Raw genomic sequence first — 20,382 nt, forward strand, 5'->3', positions numbered from 1 at the left:
GGCCTGCGGGGTGCACGACCGGAGGGGCTGACGCATGGGCTGGCTGGCGGGAGTGCTGATCCTTTTCTTCGGCCTCCTCGCGTCCATCGCGCTGCACGAGCTCGGGCACTTCTCGTTCGCCAAGCTCTTCGGGGTGCGCACGACGCAGTTCATGGTCGGGTTCGGCCCGACGATGTGGTCCCGGCACAAGGGCGAGACCGAGTACGGCGTGAAGTGGATCCCGCTCGGCGGCTACATCCGCATGATCGGGATGCTGCCGCCGCGCAAGGGCGACGCCCCGGGCCAGGTGCGGCAGATCAGCACCGGGCCGTGGCAGGGGCTGATCGAGTCCGCCCGGGGCGCGGCGCTGGAGGAGGTCCGCCCCGACGACGGCGACCGGGTCTTCTACGCCAAGAAGTGGTGGCAGAAGCTGCTGATCATGTTCGGCGGCCCCGCCATGAACCTGATCCTCGCCGTGCTGTTCTTCGCGATCCTGCTGATGGGCATCGGCACCAACCAGTCGCAGCCGGTGATCAACGAGGTGTCGAGGTGCGTGGTCCCCGCCGCGCAGGCCGGTTCGAAGGACTGCCCGGCGAACGCCCCGCCCACCCCGGCGGCGCAGGCGAACCTCCAGTCCGGCGACCGGATCACCTCGTTCGACGGCAAGAAGATCACCGAGTACGCCGCGCTCCAGCGCATGATCCGCGACTCGGGCGGCCGGACCGTCCCGATGACCGTGGAGCGCGGCGGGCGCAGCCTCGCGCTCAACGTGCCGATCATGCGCAACCAGATGCCCGACCTGAAGGACGACCACAAGACCGTCAACGTCGGCTTCCTCGGGATCACGCCCACGCAGGCGCTCGAACGGCAGGGGCCGGGCGCCGTCGCGACCACAATGGGCAAGCTCACCAAGCACACGGCGGGCGCGGTGCTGCGGATGCCGCAGAAGATGGTCGGCATCTGGAACGCCGCGTTCGGCGACGCCAAGCGCGACCCCGAGGGCCCGATCGGCGTGGTCGGCGTGAGCCGGATCGGCGGCGACGTCGCGGCGTCGGACCGGCTGACCGGCATCGAGAAGGTCGCCTACTTCGTGATGCTGCTCGGCTCGCTCAACCTCGCGGTCGGTCTGTTCAACATGGTCCCGCTGCTGCCGCTGGACGGCGGGCACATGGCCGGGGCGCTGCTCGAAGCGATCAAGAAGTTCTTCGCGCGGCTGTTCGGCCGCCCCGACCCCGGCTACGTGGACGTGGCGAAGGCGCTGCCGGTGACGTACGTGATGGCGGCCGTGCTCGTCGTCATGGGCGGACTGCTCATCTACGCCGACCTCGTCAACCCCATCAAGTTCGCAGGCTAGCCCCGCTCCGGGCGCCGGGCCGCCAGACCGCCGCGCCGCTAGTCCCGCCTGCCCGCCCGTCCCGCGGGGCCGTCCGCCCGCGCGCCGTCCGCCCGCGCGCCGCCCGTCCGCGCGCCGTTCCGCCTGCCCGCCCGTTCCGCGGGCCGCTCGTCCCGCCTGCCCGCCCATCCCGTGGGGCCGTCCGCCCGCGCGCCGCCCGCTCGTGCGCCGTTCCGCCGCCCGCTCGTGCGCCGTTCCGCCGCGCGTGCCGTTCGGTCGTGCGGTCACCGTTCGGCGGGCATCTCGCCGGTCTTGAGGAAGTCGCGCAGGACGGCCAGGTAGGGGGCGATGTCGAGGCCCTGCCCGGCGAGCCAGGCGTCCGACCCGTAGGTGTGGGCGTAGCGCTCGCCGCCGTCGCAGATCAGCGTGACGACGCTGCCGCGCTCGCCGCGCGTGCGCATCCCGGAGATCAGCTCGGCCGCGCCCCACATGTTGGTGCCCGTCGAGCCGCCGACGTCGCGCCCGCTGACCTCGGCCGTCCACCGCATCGCCGCGATCGACGCCGCGTCCGGCACCTGGATCATCCGGTCGATCACGGTGGGCAGGAACGACGGCTCCACGCGCGGCCGGCCGATCCCCTCGATCCGCGAGCCCGGCGCGGTCCGCTCGGCGTCGCCGTCGGCGAACGAGCCGAAGAACGCCGAGCCCTCCGGGTCGACGACCGCGAGCCGCGTCTGGAACCGGCGGAACCGCGCGTACCGGCCGATCGTCGCGGACGTCCCGCCCGTCCCGGCGCCGACCACGATCCAGGACGGTTCGGGGAAGCGCTCCAGCCGGAGCTGCTCGAAGATCGACTCGGCGATGTTGTTGTTGCCGCGCCAGTCCGTCGCCCGCTCGGCGTAGGTGAACTGGTCCATGAAGTGCCCGCCGCACTCGCGCGCGAGCCGCCGCGACTCGTCGTAGATCGTCGTCGGGTCGTCCACCAGGTGCGAGCGGCCCCCGTAGAACTCGATCAGCTCGATCTTCTCCGGCGAGGTGGACGCGGGCATCACCGCGACGAACGGCAGCCCGAGCAGCCGCGCGAAGTACGCCTCCGACACCGCCGTGGACCCGCTGGACGCCTCGATGATCGTGGTGTCCTCGCGGATCCAGCCGTTCGCGAGCCCGTACAGGAACAGCGACCGCGCGAGCCGGTGCTTCAGCGACCCGGTCGGGTGGACGGACTCGTCCTTGAGGTAGAGGTCGATGCCCCACTCCGGCGGCAGCGGGAACACGTGCAGGTGCGTGTCGGCGCTGCGGTTGGCGTCGGCCTCCACCTTCCGGATGGCCTCGGAGATCCACGCCCGGCACCCGGGATCGCAGCGGTCCACGACGCGGCCCATGCCGCCACCCCTCTCGATCATCCTTGATCGTTGCGTACCCCACGATATCCCCGCACGTCACCGCCGCCCCCGCCGGCGGCTCCCGGCCGGGCGACGACCGGACCGAACGCGCCGGACCGGGGGCATCATGGGGCGTACGGGGGGAACATGACCGAAATCTTCGACCAGCGCATCGTCGCCACCGGCCGGCTGCCGCTGTTCGGCTTCTTCGTGGCGTTCATCGTCACGTTCGTGCTGACCAGGATCAACGTCCGGCTGATCCGGGCGGACGTGCGCTGGTGGTTCAAGAACGTCAAGGCGGGCGACCTGCACATCCACCACGTGGTGTTCGGGGTGGTGCTGATGCTGGTGGGCGGGGTCGCGAGCCTGGCGATCCCGGACAGCGCCCGCGCGCTCGGCCCGCTGAACGTCGCGGCGGCCGTCGTGTTCGGCATGGGCGCCGCGCTCGTGCTGGACGAGTTCGCGCTGATCCTGCACCTCAGCGACGTGTACTGGACCGAGAAGGGCCGCGCGTCGGTGGACGCGGTGTTCGTGGCGCTCGCCGTCACGGGGCTGCTGCTGCTCGGCATCCGCCCGTTCGGCTTCGAGGGGACCGACCCCGACCCGGGCGGGACGATCGGCCGCACGCTCTTCGTCGGCGGCTACGGCGCGTCGGTGGTCGCCAACCTGGTGCTGGCCGTGATCACCCTGCTGAAGGGCAAGATCTGGACGGGCCTGCTGGGCCTGTTCGTGCCCGCCCTCCTGATCGTCGGCGCGGTCCGGGTGGCCCGCCCCGGCTCGCCCTGGTCCCGTTGGCGGTACGACCCGGACTCGCGCAAGTACCGCCGCGCCGTACGGCGGGAGGAGCGGTTCCGCAGGCCGCTGATCCGCGCCAAGATCTGGGTGCAGGAGTTCATCGCGGGCCGCCACGACCTCATCCCGCCCGACCTCCGCCAACGCAAGGAACACCGCAAAGAGCGCAGAGAAGAACGCCGCGAGGACCGCAAAGGCGACCGCCGCGAGGAACGGCGCGAACGCACAGGCACCAAGACCCCCCACTGACCGAACGCCTCCCGACCCGCCACGAGCGTCGAGGACCCAGGTCAGACAGAGGATGCGTCCAGGCAGGACACCTGGACGTGCCGTCCGGCGGGCCGTCCGAGCGTGTGGTCAGCCGGACGGGGCGGCCGAACGGAGTGATCGGCTCGGTCAGCCGGACGCAGCGTCCGCGCAGGGCACGTGGACTTGTCGTCGGCGGGCCGTCCGGGCTCGTCGTCTGGTGGGCCGTCTGGGCGTGTTGTCAGGCGGATGGGGCGTCCGGACGGGGCGGTCGGCTCGGTCAGCCGGACGCGGCGTCCGGGCAGGGCACCTGGTCTTGTCGTCCGGCGGGCCGTCCGGGTGTGTCGTCAGGCGGACGGGGCGATCGGCTCGGTCAAGCGGATGCGGCGTCCGCGCAGGGCACCTGGGCGTGCCGTCCGGCGTGCCGTCCGGGCGTGTCGTCAGCCGGGCGGGGCGGCCGAACGAGGCGATCGGCGCGGGTCAGGCAGACGGGGCGTCCGGACGGGGCGATCGGTTCGGTCAGGTGGGTGGGGGGTCTGGTGGGTCGTCCGGTGGGGCGTCCAGGAGTGGGGCGACCGCGCGGACGGTGTCGATGGTGTCGGCCTCGGAGGCTGACTTGTCGGGCCGGTAGCGGAGGACGCGGGCGAAGCGGAGCGCGATGCCGCCGGGGTAGCGGGGGCTGCGCTGGACGCCGTCGAACGCGATCTCGACCACCAGCTCGGGCCGTACGCGGACGGTCCAGTCGTCCTCGCTCACGGCGATGGCGCGCAGCGCCTCGGTCTGCCAGGCGAGCAGCTTGTCGGTGAGCCCCTTGAACGTCTTGCCGAGCATCACGAACCCGCCGCCCTCGGGGTCGCGGGCGCCCAGGTGCAGGTTGGACAGCAGGCCCCTGCGGCGGCCGTGGCCCCATTCGACGGCGAGAACGACCAGGTCGAGGGTGTGCCGGGGCTTCACCTTGATCCATCCAGCGCCGCGCCGTCCGGCCGTGTAGGGCGTGTCGAGCGACTTGACCAGCACGCCCTCGTGGCCGCGCGCCACGGCGTCGTCGAAGAGAGCCTTGGCCTCGGCCGGATCGGCGGTGACGACGCGCGGCATCCGCAGCCGCTCGGGGACGGCGCGGGCGAGCGCGGCGTCGCGTTCGGCGCCGGGCGCGTCGAGCAGATCGTCGCCGTCTAGGTGCAGCACGTCGAACAGGAACGCCGACAGTGGGACGGGCTCGGCGCCGTCACGGGCGCGGGTACGGGTGGCGGTGCGCGCGGCCGTGACCTGGAACGGGTGCGGCGAGCCGTCGGGCCGCAGCGCGATCAGCTCGCCGTCGAACACCGCTTCGCGCACGGGCAGTCCGCGAACGGCCTCGACCACCTCGGGCAGCCGGGAGGTGATCTCGTCGAGCGTTCGGGTGAACACGCGCACCTCGCCGTCGCGGACATGGATCTGCGCCCTGATCCCGTCGAGCTTCCACTCGACCGCGACCGCCTTACCGCCGCCCTCACCTTCAGCGCCCTCGGCCCCGTCCGCCCCGTCCGCCCGGTCCGCGCCGTCCCCGTTGTCCGCCCGGTCCGCGCCGCCCGCGCCCTCAGGGTCGTCCGCGCCCTTAGGGCCCTCAGCGCCGTCTCCGGCCTTGGCGGCCTTGGTGCCTTCTGTGCCGTCAGGGCCGTCCGCGTCCGCTGCGGCCTTAGCTTCCTTGGCGCCGTCCGCGCCATCCGCCTGATCCGCGCCCTCGGCCCGGTCCGCGCCGTCCGCCCGGTCCCCGCCGTCCGCCCGGTCCACGCCGTCCGCATTCACGGCGTCCTTAGTGTCCTTAGCCCCTTGGCATTGGCTGCGGGTGTGGGCTTCTGGGGGCGGCGCGCAGTTTGGTGAAGGCGGCTTCTACTGAGGGTTGGGAGGCGGCGAGCATGGGGCGGATGGGGCGGCCTACCTCCAGGGTGAACGAACGGAGGCCCTCGGAGCCGTCCGCGAGGGCGGCTACGGCGACGGGGCCCAGCGCGCCGCGCAGCATGGCCGCGCGCCGTACCTCGGCGGCCTTGACGTCGGCCGCGGCGGCGATCGCCTCGGCCATCACGCCGTCGAGCGCGCCCTGGCGCAGCTCGCCCGACAGCAGGCGGAGCAGGAAGCCCTGCTCGGCGCGCGTCGCCCGGCCGAACAGGGCGCCGACCAGCTCGCGCCTGCGGGCCACCGAGCCCTTGCCGGCCACGGCGCCGATCTCGGTGAACGCGGCGTCGACGTCGGCGACCGTCAGGGCGGGCTCGGCGGCCGGGGGCGGCGCGTCGCGCAGGGCCGCGTAGCCGACGCCGATCTGCCGCTGGGGCAGCTCCCCGGACAGGTAGGCGACCACGATGGCGGCCTCGCCGGGGCCGGCGTCGCGCAGGCAGCCCGCGAGCGCCGCCACCTTGGCCTTGCGGGCCGAGGCGCCGGCGACCGTCTCGGACGTCCGGGCGATCTCCGCGAGCAGCACCCCTCCATTGTGGGCATGGGGTACGACATTCGATCTCGGCGGGGCCCTGGTCAGGCGCCGCCGGGCTCATTACCTTTCGAGGGGTAGGCGAGGACCGGTCCAGATCCAGGTACGCCAGAAGCCCGGCAGGGGAGTGAGGAGCGGGGGAGTGGGCCTTCCGCGTTCGTCCGAGTCGTTCCAGCGGGTGTACTCGGCCCCGGAGCCGCCGAAGGCCGCCCGCAGGCCGCGCGTGCTGGCGCTCGTGATCGCGGCGGTGTCGTTCGTCGTGGCCGCCGTCGCGGTGTTCCTGCTCGTGCCCGGCGGCGGGGACGGGGCGTCCCGGACGCCCGACCGCGACAGGGCCGCGCCGCCCGCCGCGTCGCCCGGCGAGCCGTCCGCGCCGTCCGAGCCGTCCGGGAAGCCGTCCGCGTCGTCCGAGCCGTCCGCGTCCCCGAAGCCGCCGCAGGCGCGGCCGTTCGGTTCGCTGCCCGCCCCGTGTACGTCGGTGAAGCAGGACACGATCAAGCGGATCGTCCCGGGGGCGCGGCGGTCCGAGCAGTCCAACTCGACGCTGACGACGTGCACGTTCTCGTCGGGCGGCGACGGCTTCCGCTGGCTGCGCGTCGAGGGGCACCTGTACGCGCCGGGCAACACCGGGACGCCCGTCGAGGACGCCAAGCGCTACTACGACGCCCAGTGGCGGCAGGCGCACGGCGCGACCCTCGAACGCACCCTCAGCCTGGAGGGCGAGTCCGGGCTCGGGGACGAGGCGTTCCTGTGGTTCAAGGCCGACAAGGGCATGCCGACCGTCGTCGGGCAGGCGACGGCGCGGTTCCGCAACGCGGTGGTCACGGTCGGCTACAGCGAGCAGGCGCCGGGCAAGGGCGACGCCGCCGAACGCGAGCGGGCGTGCCTGGCGAAGGCGCGGGAGGTCGCGGCGGAAGTGCTCGCGGGCCTGCGTTAAATCATTTCTGACCTGAATCGGCCGATCATCGCATATGCGTTGTCAATTGCTCCTAGGGTGTTTCGGTAAAGGGGAGGGAGGCGCCGGTCGCGCTCCCGAGCGACCATGGGCGGCCGGCGCGATCGAACGCCAGGGGAGGAGGAGGTCGACGACGTGACCGCGCAACCGGTTGGAGTGTCCTGGGTCTAGCCGACCCAGGTGAGCACTGACGCTGACGTCGAACGGGCCGCGGAGTGGACTCTCACTCCGCGGCCCTCGCCGTCCGCGCCGCCGGACCAATGCCGCGGGCACCCGCCGACCATTCGCACGCCTTTTCGAGGGTGCCTGCGAGGCCCCTTCGAATGGTCCGATCGTGCCATCGTTTAATGTGACGCCGGGCACCCGGACAATGGAACGGGTTTCAGTTCCCTTCGAGCAGCCCGGCCCGCACCCACACGTCCCGCGCGCGCCCGTCCAGGAACCCGACCTCGTCGAAGAACGCCGTGCACTTGCGGAACGCCCACGTCATCGTCGCCCGCCGGTGCGGGCTGCGCGCGGCGACGCGGCGGGCCAGCCTCGGGTCGAGCCCGACGGCCTCGTAGCAGGACGGGTGCACGACCTGCCCGGCCATCATCCGGGTGAGCTGCGCCAGCCCGAGCGCGGCGGCCCGGCGCCGCAGCGGCGAGGCGTTCGCGACGAGCCGCTTCAGCTCCTCGCGCGCGTACTTGATGTGCCGGGCCTCCTCGATCACGTGGATCCTGGTGACCTGCCGGATCATCGGCTGGATGTCCTCGTCGGGGAACGTCAGCCGCTGGAACGCGTCGGTGAACTCCTCCACGACCAGCGTCCCGGCGAACATCGGCATCGGGTCGTACACCGCGCCGACGAGCTTGGCCGCCTGGTACTCCAGCGCCCGCGGCCGGTGCGTGCGCAAGCCGCACGTCCGCACCATCCGCCCGAACATCACCGAGTGCCGGCACTCGTCGGCGATCTCCGTCAGCGCGTACGCGACGTGCTCGCTGTCGTAGCGGTGCCGGTAGGCGTGCATCACCAGCGACTGCATCAGCATCATCTCCGACCAGATGCCGAACGAGGCGATGCTGCACATCTCGCGCTTGGACAGCTCGACCCGCTGCCGGTGCGTGAGCCCGTCCCACAGCGGCGTCTCGTAGATCGACAGGAGCTGCGGGGGAGGTAGAACCGGTCCGGGTCCTGCTCGGCGTCCCAGTCCACGTCCACGTCGGGGTCGAACGAGTGCTTGCGGGACGTGCGCAGGAGCCGTTCGGCCACGGTCTCCCGGTCGGTCAGCTCCAGCGTGTGGTCGCCGTCCCTGCACCGGATCCGCGCGGTCCAGGTGCCGGGACGCCTCTCGGGGGACGTTCCTTCAGGGGGACAGAGGAGGTCATGGCCGGCTCCTCTCGCCGACGGGTCAGCCTTGCGGCGACGGGATGCGTGCTAGGAGGCGGAGCGAGGAAGGGGAGACCCGCGACAGCGCGTGCAGCAGGCGCCCTTCGAAGTTGACGGGGACGAGGGGCTTGTTCTTGACGATGGCGTCGACGATGCGCTCGGCCACCTTCTCCGGCGGGTAGTTGCGCATCCGCAGGCCCCTCTCGGCGCGGGCGCGCAGGGCCTCCCGCTCGGCCTCGCCGACGCCGACGATCGTCGCGTTCTTCATGATCGAGGTGTTGGCGAAGCCGGGGCAGACGGCGGTGACGCCGATGCGCGAGCCGGCGAGCTCGGCCCGCAGGCACTCGCTCAGCATCATCACGGCGGCCTTGGTCGTGCAGTACGCGGGCAGGGTGCGCGACGGCGAGTAGGCGGCGGCCGACGCGACGTTGACGATGTGGCCGCCGAGGTTGGGCTTGTCGGGCTTGTTGGGCAGGTTCGCGACGCGGTCGGCCATCTGCCGGCCGAACAGCCGCGACCCGTGGACGACGCCCCACAGGTTCACGCCGAGGATCCGCTCCCAGTCGGCGACGCCGGTGTCGAGGAACGGTCCGGTGACGGCGATCCCGGCGTTGTTGACGACGATGTCGGGGACGCGGTGCGCGTCCTTGACCTCGGCGGCGAACGCCTCCATGGCGGCGGCGTCGGCCACGTCCACCTGGTAGGCGGCGCCGGACGAGCCGAGCGTCTTGGCGAGGGCGACGGTGCGTTCGGCGGACGGCAGGTCGATGTCGGCCGCGATCACCGTCGCGCCGCGTTCGGCGAGCGCGAGGGTCGTGGCCCGGCCGAAACCGCTGCCGGCTCCGGTGACGACGGCGAGCGCGCCGTCGAAGTGCGCGAGTGGCATGGACACCTCCGGGGCGTGGGGGAGATCCAACCGTACTCAGGAAGGGGCCGCGACGCCGTTCACGGCGCGGCCTCCGCCGCGGGGCTCATGATGCGGCCTCCGCCGCGATGACGGCGTCCACCTCCGCCTTGCGGTCCGCCTCCTCGGCGGCGAACCGCTCGGAGTCGAGCCTCTCGGCGATCTGCTCGTCCTGGCTCATCAGCGCGTCGAGGTCGCCCTTGGACGCGTCGAGCACCCCCATCTCGTCGAACGTCTCGCGGATGCGCGGGCTCCACAGCCCGATGTCCTTGACGCACGGCACGATGCGGCTGAACAGCAGGCTCTGGAACATCCGCATGTACGGGGAGTTCTCCACCATCTCGTCGACCTCGGCGGGGTCGATGCCGAAGTTCGTCCAGATCTCGCGGCCCCGGATGCGGTCCCGCATCAGGTAGCAGCCCTCGATCACGAACTCCTCGCGCTCCTTCAGCTCGCCCGGCGACAGCTCCTTGTAGTAGTCGCGCAGCGCCATCCGGCCGAACGCGACGTGCCGCGCCTCGTCCTGCATGACGTAGGCGAGGATCTGCTTCGGCAGCGGCTTGGTCGTGATGTCGCGGATGACGCCGAACGCGGCGAGCGCGAGCCCCTCGATCAGCACCTGCATCCCGAGGTAGGGCATGTCCCAGCGCGCGTCGGAGAGCGTCTCGTCCAGCAGGTCCTGGAGCTTGGTGTTGATCGGGTAGACCATCCCGACCTTCTCCTGGAGGAACCGGGTGAAGATCTCGACGTGCCGGGCCTCGTCCATCGTCTGCGTCGCCGAGTAGAACTTGGAGTCCAGGTCGGGCACCGACTCCACGATCCGCGCCGCGGTGATCATCGCGCCCTGCTCGCCGTGCATGAACTGGGAGAACTGCCACGACGAGGAGTGCATGCGCAGCTCGCCGCGCTCCCGCTCGCTCATCCGCTCCCAGTGCCGGGTGCCGTAGATCGCGAGCGACTGGTCCGGCACGCCGAGCACGTCGTGCGGATCGACCTCCAGGTCCCAGTCGATCCGCTTGACCGAGTCCCACTGCTTGTCCTTGCCCTTCTGGTACAGGGCGAGCAGCCGGTCGCGGCCGTCGTCGTACTCCCATGTGAACCGGGCGTCGCCGGTCAGCGGTACGTTCCAGGTGGACGGGTCCACCTCGGCGGTGTAGAGGTCATGGGTCGACACGGGCACCCCTCCCCTGGGACGGTCTGACGTACGATGTACGCCTTACGTACGATGTACGTACCGTGTCACGCGCCACTTACGGGTGTCAACGGCGGAAAGAGGCGGGATCGATGGCGAAAGATGTGAGCTCGGGCACAGCCGGCACGGCCGCCCCGGAGGCGGGCGCGCCGCGGCCCGCCCTCACCCGCGCGCGGATCGTCGCCGCCGCGGTCGCCCTGATCGAGCGCGAGGGCGCCGACGCGCTGTCGATGCGCCGCGTCGCGTCCGAGCTGGGCGTCGCCGTGATGTCGCTCTACAACCACGTGCCCAATAAGAGCGCCCTGCTCGAAGGCGTCGCCGAGCACGTCGTCGCCGGGATGGACCTCGGCGGCGACCCCGCCGAGCCCTGGCAGGACCGCGCCCGCGCCCTGCTGCGCGCGTTCCGCAAGGTCGCCCACGACTACCCGCGCTGCATGACGGTCGTCCTCACCCACAAGATCGACACCCCGGTCGGCCTGCGGCCCGCCGAGCGCGCCCTCGCGCTCGCCGAGGCCGCCGGGTTCGACGGCGAGACGTCCGTGCGCATCATGCGGGCCCTGCTCGCGTACGCGCTCGGGGCGCAGCTCCGCGAGATCGGCGTCGTCAAGATGCTCGACCACGTCGAGCGCGACCCGGCCGAGGCCCTCGCCGACCTCGACCCGGCCGAGTTCCCGCACGTCACCGCCGCCGCGCCGCAGCTCGCCAGCCACGACCCCGAGACCGACTTCGAGTTCGGCCTCGACCTGTTCATCAACGCGCTGGAGAGCCTGCTCAGGAGCCGGTGAGCCCGGCCGCCCCGGCCGCCCGGACGCACGCTGCGAGATGCGTCCGGGCGTTCGGGCGGCCGGACGCTACGCCAGCGGCTTGTCGTTGTCGGGCGCGGCGGGGACGGGCGCGTGCTTCACCGCCGGCCGCGCCGGGTCCTGGGAGGCCACCGTCACGCCGGGCCGTCCCGCCTCGACGACGAACTCCGCCGCCGTGCGCGCCGTCGTCCCCTCGGCTCTGCGCACCGTGTCCACGACGCGCAGGCGGCTGACCATCCGTTCGGACGTGAGGTCGCAGACGAAGTAGCCGCGCCGCCCGTCGAAGTACCGCCAGTGCGGGTTCTCGGCCTGGAGCGGGTCCCAGCGGCGGTGGAACGCGGCCTGGTCGGAGTCCCCGCCGGACGTGACGGACGTGCCGACGAACTCGGCGCCGACCACGCGCGACGCGGGGTCGTCGAAGTCGGCCCTGAGCTCGCTCACCCACGTCGCGTGCCGGTCGCCGGTCACCACGACGGGGTTCGCGACGCGCCCGGAGCCGAACAGCTCCATCAGCCTGCGCCGCTGCGCCCGGTAGCCGTCCCACTGGTCCCAGTCGCCGAACCCGCGCTCGGGCCCCGGCTTCTCGTCGCTCTGCGCGACCATCACCTGGTTCGCCAGCACGTTCCACCGCGCGCCCGACCCGGTGAGCCCGCGCGCCAGCCAGCGCTCCTGCGCGGCGCCGGTGATGGTGCGCTTCGGGTCGTTCGCCTCCTCCTCGCTGAACGGCTGGTCGCCGCGGTACTGGCGGGTGTCCAGCACGTGCAGCGCGGCGAGGCCCCCGAACCGCAGCCGCCGGTAGAGCCGCATGTCCAGCCCGCGCGGCAGCGACGACCGGCGCAGCGGCATGTGCTCGTAGTACGCCTGGAACGCCGCCTTGCGCCGCGCCCGGAACGCCTTCGCCGACTGGTCGGCCGGGTCCTGCGGGATCAGGCCCGCCCAGTTGTTGTCCACCTCGTGGTCGTCCAGCGTGACGATCCAGGGGAACGCGGCGTGCGCGGCCTGGAGCTGCGCGTCGCCCCGGTACTGCCCGTACCGGTTGCGGTACTGCTCCAGCGTGTACGGCTCGCCGGTCCCCTCGTGCCGCCGGACGCCCGCGCTCGACGGCCTCGACTCGTAGATGTAGTCGCCGAGGAACGCCACGAACGCGACGTCCTCGTCGGCCAGGTGGTCGTACACCGAGTAGTAGCCGTCCTGCCAGCTCTGGCAGGACGCGAACGCGAACCGCAGCCCGTCCACGCGCGCCCCGGCGGCGGGCGCCGTGCGGGCGCGTCCGGCGGGCGAGACCTGGCGTCCGGCCCGGAACCTGTAGAAGTACTCGCGGTCGGGCGCGAGCCCGCGCACCTCGACGTGCACGGAGTGGCCGAGCCCGGGCCGCGCCGTCGCGACGCCGCGCGCACGCCGCCGCCGGAACCGCGCGTCGTCGGCGACCTCCCACGCGACCTGGACGTCGCGCTTCGGCATCCCGCCGCCCGCGACGGGACGGGGCGCGAGCCGCGTCCACAGCACGAACCCGTCAGGTGCGGGCTCGCCGGACGCGACGCCGAGCGTGAACACGCCGGGCGGCGGCGCGCCGCCCGCGGTCGTCCGTACGCCCGCGCGGGCGCCGGTGGCCGGGTCGAGCAGGACGGGGCCGGCGAGCCCGCCGGCCGTGACCGCTCCCGCACCGGCCAGAAAACGTCGCCGGGCCACCGGGGAATGCTTGCCTGACATGCGGCGCCTCCAAGATCGGATGGCGCCGATGATCATTCATCGACCGGGCCGCGGGGTAGCACCGACATGAACGGCCGAGGTCAAGATCATCCATTTTCCGGGGCGAGGTACGGGCCGAGCCCCGACCAGCAGAAGTCGGTCATGTAGCGCGCGGTGTCCTCGACGCTCGTGCCGGGCCGCCGCGTCCGCCACAGCGCCAGCCGCTCGCTCGCGCCCATGATGATCTCGGTGAACGCCTCCAGCGCGTCCTGCGGGGCGGCGGGCGCGAACGTGGCGAGCACGCCGGAGATGAGCGCGCTCTGCTGCCGCCGCGTCGCCTCGATCGCCTCGGCGGTCTCGGGCGGCCCCGCGAGCGGCTCGGTCAGCAGCATCGCGAACGAGCGGCTGTGCGAGTCGACGAACCCGAAGTAGGCGACCATGCCGCGCCACAGGATGTCCTTCGGGTCGGTCGCGCCCGCCATGGCCTTCTGGGTGACGTCGAGCAGCTCGGCCTTCGAGCGCGCCATGCAGGCCAGCAGCAGCCCGTCCTTGGAGCCGAAGTACTCGTACAGCATCGGCTTGGAGACGCCGCACCGCTCGGCGATCTCGTCCATCGAGGTGTTGCGGTAGCCGTTGTCGCCGAAGACGCGCTCGGCCGTGTCGAGCATCTGCCGTTCCCGCTCTGCGCGCGACATCCGCCGCCGCCCGGTCCCCCCTGTGGCGCTACTCACAGGCCAAGCCTAACCGCTGGACCTACCGCCAGTAACCTACTCCCGGTAACTTACTCGGAGTAGGTCACCTGAGAGGACAGGTCATGAGCCAGCGCGGCACCGGCGGCACCGCCCCCGCCATCGTCATCATCGGCTCCGGCTTCGCCGGTCTCGGGATGGGGATCCAGCTCCTCAAGAACGGCTTTCGCGACTTCCTGATCGTGGAGAAGAGCGAGGCCCTCGGCGGGACGTGGCACGACAACACCTATCCCGGGTGCGCCTGCGACGTGCCCTCGCACATGTACTCGTTCTCGTTCGAGCTGAACCCCGGCTGGTCGCGCATGTTCGCGCCCCAGCCCGAGATCCGCTCCTACCTCGAACGCGTCGCCGACAAGTACCGCGTCCGCGACCACATCCGCTTCGGCGCGGCCGTGGACGCCGTCGAGTACGACGACGACGCGCTGCGCTGGACGGTCACCCTCGCGGACGGAACGGTCTACACGCCGAGGGCCGTCGTGTCCGCCGTCGGCGCCCTGCACATCCCCTCGTACCCGGACCTGCCCGGCATCGAGAACTTCCAGGGCACCGCGTTCCACTCCGCCGAGTGGGACCACTCGTACGACCTGGCCGGCAAGCGCGTCGCCGTCATCGGGACGGGTGCGTCCGCGATCCAGTTCGTCCCGCAGATCGCGAAGAAGACCGCCCACCTGACGCTGTTCCAGCGGACGCCGCCGTGGATCCAGCCGAAGCCCGACCGGCGCTTCCCCGCGCCCGTCCGCAAGGCGTTCGAGAAGGTGCCGGGCGCGGCCCGCGCGTTCCGCGCCGGGATCTACTGGACGCTGGAGGCGCGCGCGGTCGGCTTCACCATCGACCCGCGCCTGTCGGTGCCCATGGAACGGCTCGCCCGCTGGCACATCAAGCGGCAGATCCCCGACCCGGAGCTGCGCGCCAAGGTGACGCCCGACTACACGATCGGCTGCAAGCGCGTCCTACTGTCCAACGACTACTACCCGGCGCTCACCCGGCCCGACGTGGACGTCGAGACGTCCGGCGTGGCCGAGGTCCGCGAGCGGTCCATCGTCACCGCCGACGGCCGCGAGATCGAGGTCGACTGCATCATCTACGGCACCGGCTTCAAGGTCACCGACGCGATGAACGAGCAGCACATCACCGGCCGCGGCGGCGTCAAGCTCCAGGACGCCTGGGCGGACGGCATCGAGGCGCACCGCGGCACGACCATCCCGGGCTTCCCCAACTACTTCATGCTGCTCGGCCCGAACACCGGCCTCGGCCACAACTCCGTCGTGTTCATGGTCGAGACGCAGATCCAGCACGTGCTGAGCTGCCTGCGGCTCGTCCAGGACGGCGGCGCGGAAGCGATCGAGCCGAAGCCCGAGGCGTCCCGCCGGTTCAACGACCGGATGCAGCGGCGGCTGCGCCGGGCCGTCTGGAACGAGGGCGGCTGCCAGAGCTGGTACCTCGACGACAAGGGCGTCAACCGCACGCTCTGGCCCGGCCACACCTTCGAGTTCTGGGCCGGTTCCCGCAAGGCGCGCCCCGAGGAGTACCGCCTCACGCGGTGAGCGCCGCCCGCCCGGACTCGGGCTCGGGGACGGGCGCGGCCCGCCGCCGGGCCCGTTCGGGCGCGAGCGTGGCGAGCCCGAGCACGGCGAGCCCGGCCCGAGCCAGAGCGGCGCCCGCAGCCCGAACGCGTCGATCGCGACGCCCCCCACCAGCGACCCGATGATCACGCCGAGCGTGATGAACGACGTGTGCACCGTGTTGACCAGCGGGCCCGTGCCGCCCGCCCGCTGCACGCGCACGCCCATCGCCGGGTTCATCGTCACCCCGACGAACCCGATCCCCAGCATGAACAGCACCGCCGGGACCCGTTCGCCCGCGGACAGCGCGAACCCGGCGAGGAAGACCGCGTTCAGCGCGAGCCCGGCCACCTGGACGCCCACCGTGCGCCGGTCGGCGAGCCGCCCGACCACGGTGTTGCCGGCGACGGTGGCCGCGCCGTAGGCGACCAGCAGCAGCGGCACGACGGCCGCCCCGAACCCGGTCACCCGCGTCAGGATCGGGTTGAGGTAGCTGAACGCGGAGAACGTCGCCCCGATGATGAGCGTGCTCGTGGACAGCACCAGCCACATCCGGGGCCGCGCCAACACCCGCAGCTCCTCCCTGACCGACGTCCCGCCGCCCTCGCCGGCGGGCCCCGCCCCCGGCACGCCGGCCAGCGTGGCGGCCGCCGCGAGCAGGGCCAGGCCGCCGACGGCCCAGAACGCCGCGCGCCACCCGAGGCGCTCGCCGATGAGCGTCGCCAGCGGCAGGCCGAGCAGCGTGCCGACCATCAGCCCGTTCATCACCACGGCGAGGGCCCGCCCGCGCGCCTCCGGCCGCGCGAGCCGTACCGTCAGCGACACCGCGACGCCGAAGAACGCCTGCGAGGCGATCCCGGTGATCACTCGCGCGACCACCATCACGGGGTACGAGGGCGCGGAGGCGGCCAGCACGTTCCCCGCCAGGAAGACCGCGAACAGGACCATCAGCGCCCGTTTCGGGCCCGCTCTCCGCACCGCGGCGGCCATGAAGGGCCCACCGGCCGACATCGCTACCGCGAACGCGGTGATGAGGTAGCCGATCTGCGGGACGGTCGCGTCCAGGCCCTCCGCCATCTCGGGCATCAGCCCGGCGACGGCGAACTCGCTGGTGACCATCGCGAAGATGCCGAGGGCCAGGACGTACACGGCGCGGGGCATGCGGCGCTCCTTTTGCATCGTTCGGTGTAAAATTGGGGCGGAAAGAAGGCCCGCGGATGCGGGCCCGGTTCGGATCGGGCGGCTCCCGGCCGCCTTCGGGGCGGTTACCGCACGGCGGCGCTCACAGCGCGTCCAGGGCGCAGTCGGCGATGGCCCGCAGCGAGGCCGGGCCGGCGCCGCCCTGGGACGCCACCCGGATTCCGGCGATCACCGCGTTGACGAACCGGGCCAGCCCGTCGTCGTCCCGCGGCGAGGTGATCTCGCCCGCGGCCCGGCCCGCCCGGATGACGGCGCGCAGCGCCTCCAGCCGCCGTTCGAGGTCGCGTTCGAGGATGCGGGCGGCCTCGGGGTCGCGCCCCGACAGCTCCACGGTCGTGTTGACCGTCAGGCAGCCGGGCCCGTACCCCTCCCGCCGGTTCGCGGCCTCGCCCTCCACGACCACGTCGAACAGCGCGCTGATCCGCTCGATCGGGGACCGCTCCGGGTCGTCCAGGACGCGCGTCAGGTCGGCGGACGTGAGATCGACATAACGGGCCAGCGCGCGCAGGAACAGCTCCCGCTTGCTGGTGAACGCGTTGTAGACGCTGCTGCGGTCGAGCCCGACGGCCTCGCACAGGTCCCGGGTGGACGTGGCCTCGTAGCCGTTCGCCCAGAACGCGCGCATGGCGGTGTCGAGCACCCGGTCTTCGTCGAACGTCCGAGGTCGGGCCATGACCGGGACCGTACCGGTTCTGCACCGTTCGATGCAATACGGTGGCGATCGGCGCCGGCCGCCCGGCGCGCCTGGACGCCGCCGCCGTGCCCGGTCTGTTAGGGAGGAGGCATGAGGGAAGTGCTGCTGCCGAGATCGGTCGCCAATGCCAACAAGGTCGTCAACCGCGTGCAGCGGATCTACGCGCCGTTCGTCCCGCCGTTCGCGGTGGTCGTCCACAAGGGGCGCAGATCCGGCCGCGAGTACCGGACGCCCGTGGCCGCGTACCGCTTCGGCGACCGGATCTACATCGGCCTGCCGTACGGGCGGGACTCCGACTGGGTGCGCAACCTGACGGCGGCCGGGCGCGGCGGCGTCGAACGGCTCGGCCGCGCGCACCGCATCACCGCCCCGCGCGTCCTCACGGCGGACGACGCCGCGAGCGCCGAGGACCTGCCGGCCCCCGTCCGCTACATGGCCCGCTATGTGAACGTCCTGGCGGCCGACATCGACTGACCGGCCCGGCCCCGGGCGGCGTACCGGGCTACTTGTGCGGGGCGAACATCGGCCGGAAGCCGGCGATGAGCTTGCGGATGACCGGCCGCTGCTCGGCGGGGGTGCGGCCGCGCAGGTCGAGGATCGGGTCGAGGCCGTCGTAGTACGGGGAGAGCGCGAGGAACGGGAGCGTCTGGAGCATGAGCGTGGCGAGGACGTCGAGGTCGGCGTCCTCGCGGATGTCGCCGCGCTCCCGCCACAGCTTCAGCGTCGGGTGGATGACCTGGAGGTAGTGCTGATTGGCGGTGTCGCGCACGACCGACCGCACGGCGTTGTCGAGCTCGAAGTTGGTGGCGGCGGTGACGGAGCGTTCGAGCGGGTGGTCGGTCATGTACTCGGTCCACTCGCAGAACACGTCGAACAGCCAGTCGTCGAAGGGCTGGTCGAAGTCCAGGACCGCGATGCGCCGTTCCATCTCCTCGCGGATGCGGCGCGACGCCTCGTCGCAGACGAACGCGAAGAACTCCAGCTTGTCGCTGAAGTACTGGAACAGCGAGCCCTTGGCGATGCCCGCCTCGCGGGCGATGGTGTTGAGGCTGCCCGTCGAATACCCGTGCTCCCCGAACTCGCGCATCGCCACCTGGAGGACACGCTCGCGCTTGGCGACGTTGAGCCGGAACCACGTTGAGGTTGGCATGGACCCCTTCGACTTTCCCGTCAGGAAACGGCAATCCGACGGTAAGGATAACGGTCCGTGCAGCATCGTGCTCCGTATGCCCCGCCTTCGCGCACGCCGGTTCCGCGGCTCCGCCCCCGCGGCGGGACGGGCCGCTCCGGCCCGGCGCGTCAGTCGGCGCCGGGGGTGCCGCGGCGGCCGAGATGGCGGCGGCGGCGCAGGGCGGCGGCGCGGAGGGTCGCGTCGAGGGAGAAGCGCGTGTCCGGGTCGTCCAGGCTGTCGCCCATGTAGCCCTCGAGCTGGCGGAGCCGGTAGCGGACGGTCTGCGGGTGGATCTTGAGGCGTTCGCCGATCTCGACCGCGGTGGAACGGGTCGTGACCGCCTCGGCGAGCGTCTCGATGAGGCGGCGCCGGTGCCCGTCCGACATGTCGCGCAGCGGTTCGAGGTGCCGCCGCGTCAGCTCCTCCACCAGCGGCGGGTCCGACAGCAGCCACATCGTCATCAGGTGCGTCTCGCAGGGGATGAGGGAGCCGTCGCGGATGATGCCCTCCTCGGCGAGCGCGAGGACGCGGCGGGCCCAGCGCAGCGAGTGCGTGGCCCGCTCCAGGGGCAGGGTCAGGCCGAGCACGCAGGACGCGTCGGAGAGGGCGGCGCGCAGCATGCTCTCGCGCGCGGCGTTCATCGGCCCGGGGACGAGCAGGCACGGCTCGCCCGAGTCGAGGTCGACCAGGACGTCGCCGTCGAGGGCGGCGCGGGTGCACTGCGCCTCGGGGTGCACGGCGATGAGGGTGGCCTCGGCGGGGAGCGGCCACCAGCACGCGGTCTTGGCGAGCTCCTCGATGGCCTCGGGGACGACGGCGGGCTGCTGGAGGATCAGGTGCAGGAGCCTGCGGCGCTCCTCGCGGCGGCGCAGGTCGGCGTGGCCGGCGGCCTGCTGGTGGCCGAGCCTGGCTTGCGCGACCGCCTCGTCGAGGTAGACGAGCATGGCGTCCACGGTCGCGGACACGACGGCGGTCGGGACGTTCTCGCGCTCGGCGATGATGACGGTGCGGCGCCAGGCGATGTGGAACGCGATGCGGTAGGCCGCCTGGAGGTGGTCGAGGCTGCGCCCCTCGACGGCCTCGAAGTGCCCGAGGGCGCGGCAGGTCTCGTCGCGCTGGGCGGTGGTCGCCTCGGGGTCGGCGATGGTGTCGAGGAACCCGGTGAACAGCATGTCGGCGCTGAGCCGCAGGACCTGGTCGTACGCCGAGTCCTCGGGCCGGTTGTACTCGGGGATGGCCCTGCGGATCTCCGCGATGACCTCGTTGGTGGTGTCGGCGAGCTGGGAGCGCAGCAGCGCGGCGAAGTCCGACGGCAGGATCCGGCTCCGGTCCGCGGCCGGGCCCCGGTCGAGGGCCTCGGCCGCGGTCGCCGGCTGCGCGGACTGCTCGGTCAGTTCCAATGCCTGTGACATGGGGTACGCATAACCTCCGCGTCGGGCCGGCTTGACACCGGCGTCGCGCGGCACTGGCGACCCGGCCGTACGGCCGGGACGGCGACGCCGGTGGGGGTGTGCCGAGCGGGGGCTCACACCCAGGGGCGGGTTCGAGAACACCGCGAACATAAAGTCGCCAGTGGGCGCTGGCAAGCCTTTCCTGCCGGATCGGCTACCGAATGTCGTTCGGTTGCGCGCCTTGTGACAAAAACGGGGTTCGGTTGCTATCCGGGTGACAAACTCGGGGCCCGGTTCGGTCGCGCGCCCCGCCGGCGGGGCGCCGCGCGGCCCCAAGCTACCGGCTGGTAATCACCGAGGCAGGGTCCTGGAAGATCAAAGACTAAGCCGGTGACAATTCTGGCGGTCGGCCCGTGACCATTTATCGAATTGCGTCCAGATTTCCTGTGAAGCCCTATTGAGTTGCGGGGCTACTGGGCCGTAACGTCCTCGCGTACAAGCCCGGTGGGAC

16 protein-coding genes and 2 pseudogenes are annotated in these 20,382 nt (G+C 72.3%); 6 read left to right on the forward strand and 12 right to left on the reverse strand.

Annotation, left to right across the window (positions count from 1 at the left end; all coding sequences use genetic code 11):
- The first annotated feature begins 34 nt into the window (after positions 1-34).
- On the forward strand, positions 35-1,333 hold the full coding sequence (locus GEV43_RS22040; RefSeq protein WP_160822295.1) for an RIP metalloprotease: 1,299 nt from the start codon (positions 35-37) through the stop codon (positions 1,331-1,333).
- Positions 1,334-1,596: 263 nt separating this feature from the next.
- On the opposite strand, the gene GEV43_RS22045 is transcribed toward GEV43_RS22040, so the two are convergent.
- Entirely contained in the window at positions 1,597-2,715 is a 1,119-nt protein-coding gene (locus tag GEV43_RS22045) for a PLP-dependent cysteine synthase family protein (RefSeq protein WP_375539053.1), read from the reverse strand.
- A gap of 126 nt (positions 2,716-2,841) precedes the next feature.
- Between GEV43_RS22045 and GEV43_RS22050 the strand changes: the two genes are divergently transcribed.
- Positions 2,842-3,735, forward strand: coding sequence for a hypothetical protein (locus GEV43_RS22050; RefSeq protein ID WP_241683001.1), 894 nt, complete (start codon positions 2,842-2,844; stop codon positions 3,733-3,735).
- Between the two features lie 516 nt (positions 3,736-4,251).
- Here GEV43_RS22050 and GEV43_RS55025 read toward each other — a convergent pair.
- Complete coding sequence (locus tag GEV43_RS55025; RefSeq protein WP_309239767.1) at positions 4,252-5,517, reverse strand: RNA ligase family protein; 1,266 nt, start codon at positions 5,515-5,517, stop codon at positions 4,252-4,254.
- Positions 5,518-5,533: 16 nt separating this feature from the next.
- Complete coding sequence (locus GEV43_RS22060) at positions 5,534-6,187, reverse strand: hypothetical protein (protein WP_160822296.1); 654 nt, start codon at positions 6,185-6,187, stop codon at positions 5,534-5,536.
- 148 nt (positions 6,188-6,335) lie between these two features.
- On the opposite strand from GEV43_RS22060, the gene GEV43_RS22065 reads away from it, so the two are divergent.
- Complete coding sequence (locus tag GEV43_RS22065) at positions 6,336-7,130, forward strand: hypothetical protein (protein ID WP_160822297.1); 795 nt, start codon at positions 6,336-6,338, stop codon at positions 7,128-7,130.
- 400 nt (positions 7,131-7,530) lie between these two features.
- On the opposite strand, the pseudogene GEV43_RS22070 reads toward GEV43_RS22065, so the two are convergent.
- From GEV43_RS22070 to GEV43_RS22080, 3 genes and pseudogenes are all read right to left on the reverse strand, one after another.
- Positions 7,531-8,399, reverse strand: a pseudogene (locus GEV43_RS22070) (diiron oxygenase).
- Between the two features lie 139 nt (positions 8,400-8,538).
- On the reverse strand, positions 8,539-9,402 hold the full coding sequence (locus tag GEV43_RS22075; RefSeq protein ID WP_160822298.1) for an SDR family NAD(P)-dependent oxidoreductase: 864 nt from the start codon (positions 9,400-9,402) through the stop codon (positions 8,539-8,541).
- Between the two features lie 85 nt (positions 9,403-9,487).
- Positions 9,488-10,594, reverse strand: coding sequence for a ferritin-like domain-containing protein (locus GEV43_RS22080; protein ID WP_160822299.1), 1,107 nt, complete (start codon positions 10,592-10,594; stop codon positions 9,488-9,490).
- Positions 10,595-10,704: 110 nt separating this feature from the next.
- Here GEV43_RS22080 and GEV43_RS22085 point away from each other — a divergent pair, with 110 nt between their 5' ends.
- Positions 10,705-11,397, forward strand: coding sequence for a TetR/AcrR family transcriptional regulator (locus tag GEV43_RS22085; RefSeq protein ID WP_160822300.1), 693 nt, complete (start codon positions 10,705-10,707; stop codon positions 11,395-11,397).
- Positions 11,398-11,463: 66 nt separating this feature from the next.
- Here GEV43_RS22085 and GEV43_RS22090 read toward each other — a convergent pair whose 3' ends face one another.
- A complete protein-coding gene (locus GEV43_RS22090; protein WP_160822301.1) occupies positions 11,464-13,125 on the reverse strand; it encodes an alkaline phosphatase in 1,662 nt (553 codons plus the stop codon).
- Positions 13,126-13,211: 86 nt separating this feature from the next.
- Complete coding sequence (locus GEV43_RS22095) at positions 13,212-13,799, reverse strand: TetR/AcrR family transcriptional regulator (protein ID WP_160824705.1); 588 nt, start codon at positions 13,797-13,799, stop codon at positions 13,212-13,214.
- Positions 13,800-13,918: 119 nt separating this feature from the next.
- On the opposite strand from GEV43_RS22095, the gene GEV43_RS22100 reads away from it, so the two are divergent.
- Positions 13,919-15,397, forward strand: coding sequence for an NAD(P)/FAD-dependent oxidoreductase (locus GEV43_RS22100; protein ID WP_160822302.1), 1,479 nt, complete (start codon positions 13,919-13,921; stop codon positions 15,395-15,397).
- Positions 15,398-15,694: 297 nt separating this feature from the next.
- Here GEV43_RS22100 and GEV43_RS22105 read toward each other — a convergent pair.
- Together GEV43_RS22105 and GEV43_RS22110 are read right to left on the reverse strand one after the other, a co-directional pair.
- Positions 15,695-16,594 (reverse strand): annotated as a pseudogene (locus GEV43_RS22105) (MFS transporter); the annotation flags it as partial.
- A 103-nt stretch (positions 16,595-16,697) separates the two neighbouring features.
- Positions 16,698-17,288 (reverse strand): TetR/AcrR family transcriptional regulator, encoded by a 591-nt coding sequence (locus GEV43_RS22110; RefSeq protein ID WP_160822303.1) that lies wholly within the window; start codon positions 17,286-17,288, stop codon positions 16,698-16,700.
- Between the two features lie 111 nt (positions 17,289-17,399).
- Between GEV43_RS22110 and GEV43_RS22115 the strand changes: the two genes are divergently transcribed.
- The gene (locus tag GEV43_RS22115) at positions 17,400-17,783 is read left to right on the forward strand and encodes a nitroreductase family deazaflavin-dependent oxidoreductase (RefSeq protein WP_175250110.1); all 384 of its coding nucleotides are present in this window, start codon (positions 17,400-17,402) and stop codon (positions 17,781-17,783) included.
- A 28-nt stretch (positions 17,784-17,811) separates the two neighbouring features.
- Here GEV43_RS22115 and GEV43_RS22120 read toward each other — a convergent pair whose 3' ends face one another.
- Both GEV43_RS22120 and GEV43_RS22125 read right to left on the reverse strand, forming a co-directional pair.
- Entirely contained in the window at positions 17,812-18,459 is a 648-nt protein-coding gene (locus tag GEV43_RS22120) for a TetR/AcrR family transcriptional regulator (RefSeq protein WP_160822304.1), read from the reverse strand.
- 149 nt (positions 18,460-18,608) lie between these two features.
- Complete coding sequence (locus GEV43_RS22125; RefSeq protein WP_160822305.1) at positions 18,609-19,892, reverse strand: helix-turn-helix domain-containing protein; 1,284 nt, start codon at positions 19,890-19,892, stop codon at positions 18,609-18,611.
- Positions 19,893-20,382 lie beyond the last annotated feature (490 nt).

Source organism: Actinomadura sp. J1-007 (genome assembly GCF_009793335.1).
Lineage (GTDB): Bacteria > Actinomycetota > Actinomycetes > Streptosporangiales > Streptosporangiaceae > Spirillospora > Spirillospora yumaensis.

Excerpts from the sequence above, each read along its gene's own strand:
- GEV43_RS22095 (WP_160824705.1), bottom strand. The coding sequence starts at position 13,799 with ATGTCGCGCGCAGAGCGGGAACGGCAGATGCTCGACACGGCCGAGCGC.
- GEV43_RS22090 (WP_160822301.1), bottom strand. The coding sequence starts at position 13,125 with ATGTCAGGCAAGCATTCCCCGGTGGCCCGGCGACGTTTTCTGGCCGGT.
- GEV43_RS22125 (WP_160822305.1), bottom strand. The coding sequence starts at position 19,892 with ATGTCACAGGCATTGGAACTGACCGAGCAGTCCGCGCAGCCGGCGACC.
- GEV43_RS22040 (WP_160822295.1), top strand. The coding sequence starts at position 35 with ATGGGCTGGCTGGCGGGAGTGCTGATCCTTTTCTTCGGCCTCCTCGCG.
- GEV43_RS22085 (WP_160822300.1), top strand. The coding sequence starts at position 10,705 with ATGGCGAAAGATGTGAGCTCGGGCACAGCCGGCACGGCCGCCCCGGAG.
- GEV43_RS22115 (WP_175250110.1), top strand. The coding sequence starts at position 17,400 with ATGAGGGAAGTGCTGCTGCCGAGATCGGTCGCCAATGCCAACAAGGTC.
- GEV43_RS22075 (WP_160822298.1), bottom strand. The coding sequence starts at position 9,402 with ATGCCACTCGCGCACTTCGACGGCGCGCTCGCCGTCGTCACCGGAGCC.
- GEV43_RS22120 (WP_160822304.1), bottom strand. The coding sequence starts at position 18,459 with ATGCCAACCTCAACGTGGTTCCGGCTCAACGTCGCCAAGCGCGAGCGT.
- GEV43_RS22045 (WP_375539053.1), bottom strand. The coding sequence starts at position 2,715 with ATGATCGAGAGGGGTGGCGGCATGGGCCGCGTCGTGGACCGCTGCGAT.
- GEV43_RS22100 (WP_160822302.1), top strand. The coding sequence starts at position 13,919 with ATGAGCCAGCGCGGCACCGGCGGCACCGCCCCCGCCATCGTCATCATC.
- GEV43_RS22110 (WP_160822303.1), bottom strand. The coding sequence starts at position 17,288 with ATGGCCCGACCTCGGACGTTCGACGAAGACCGGGTGCTCGACACCGCC.
- GEV43_RS22050 (WP_241683001.1), top strand. The coding sequence starts at position 2,842 with ATGACCGAAATCTTCGACCAGCGCATCGTCGCCACCGGCCGGCTGCCG.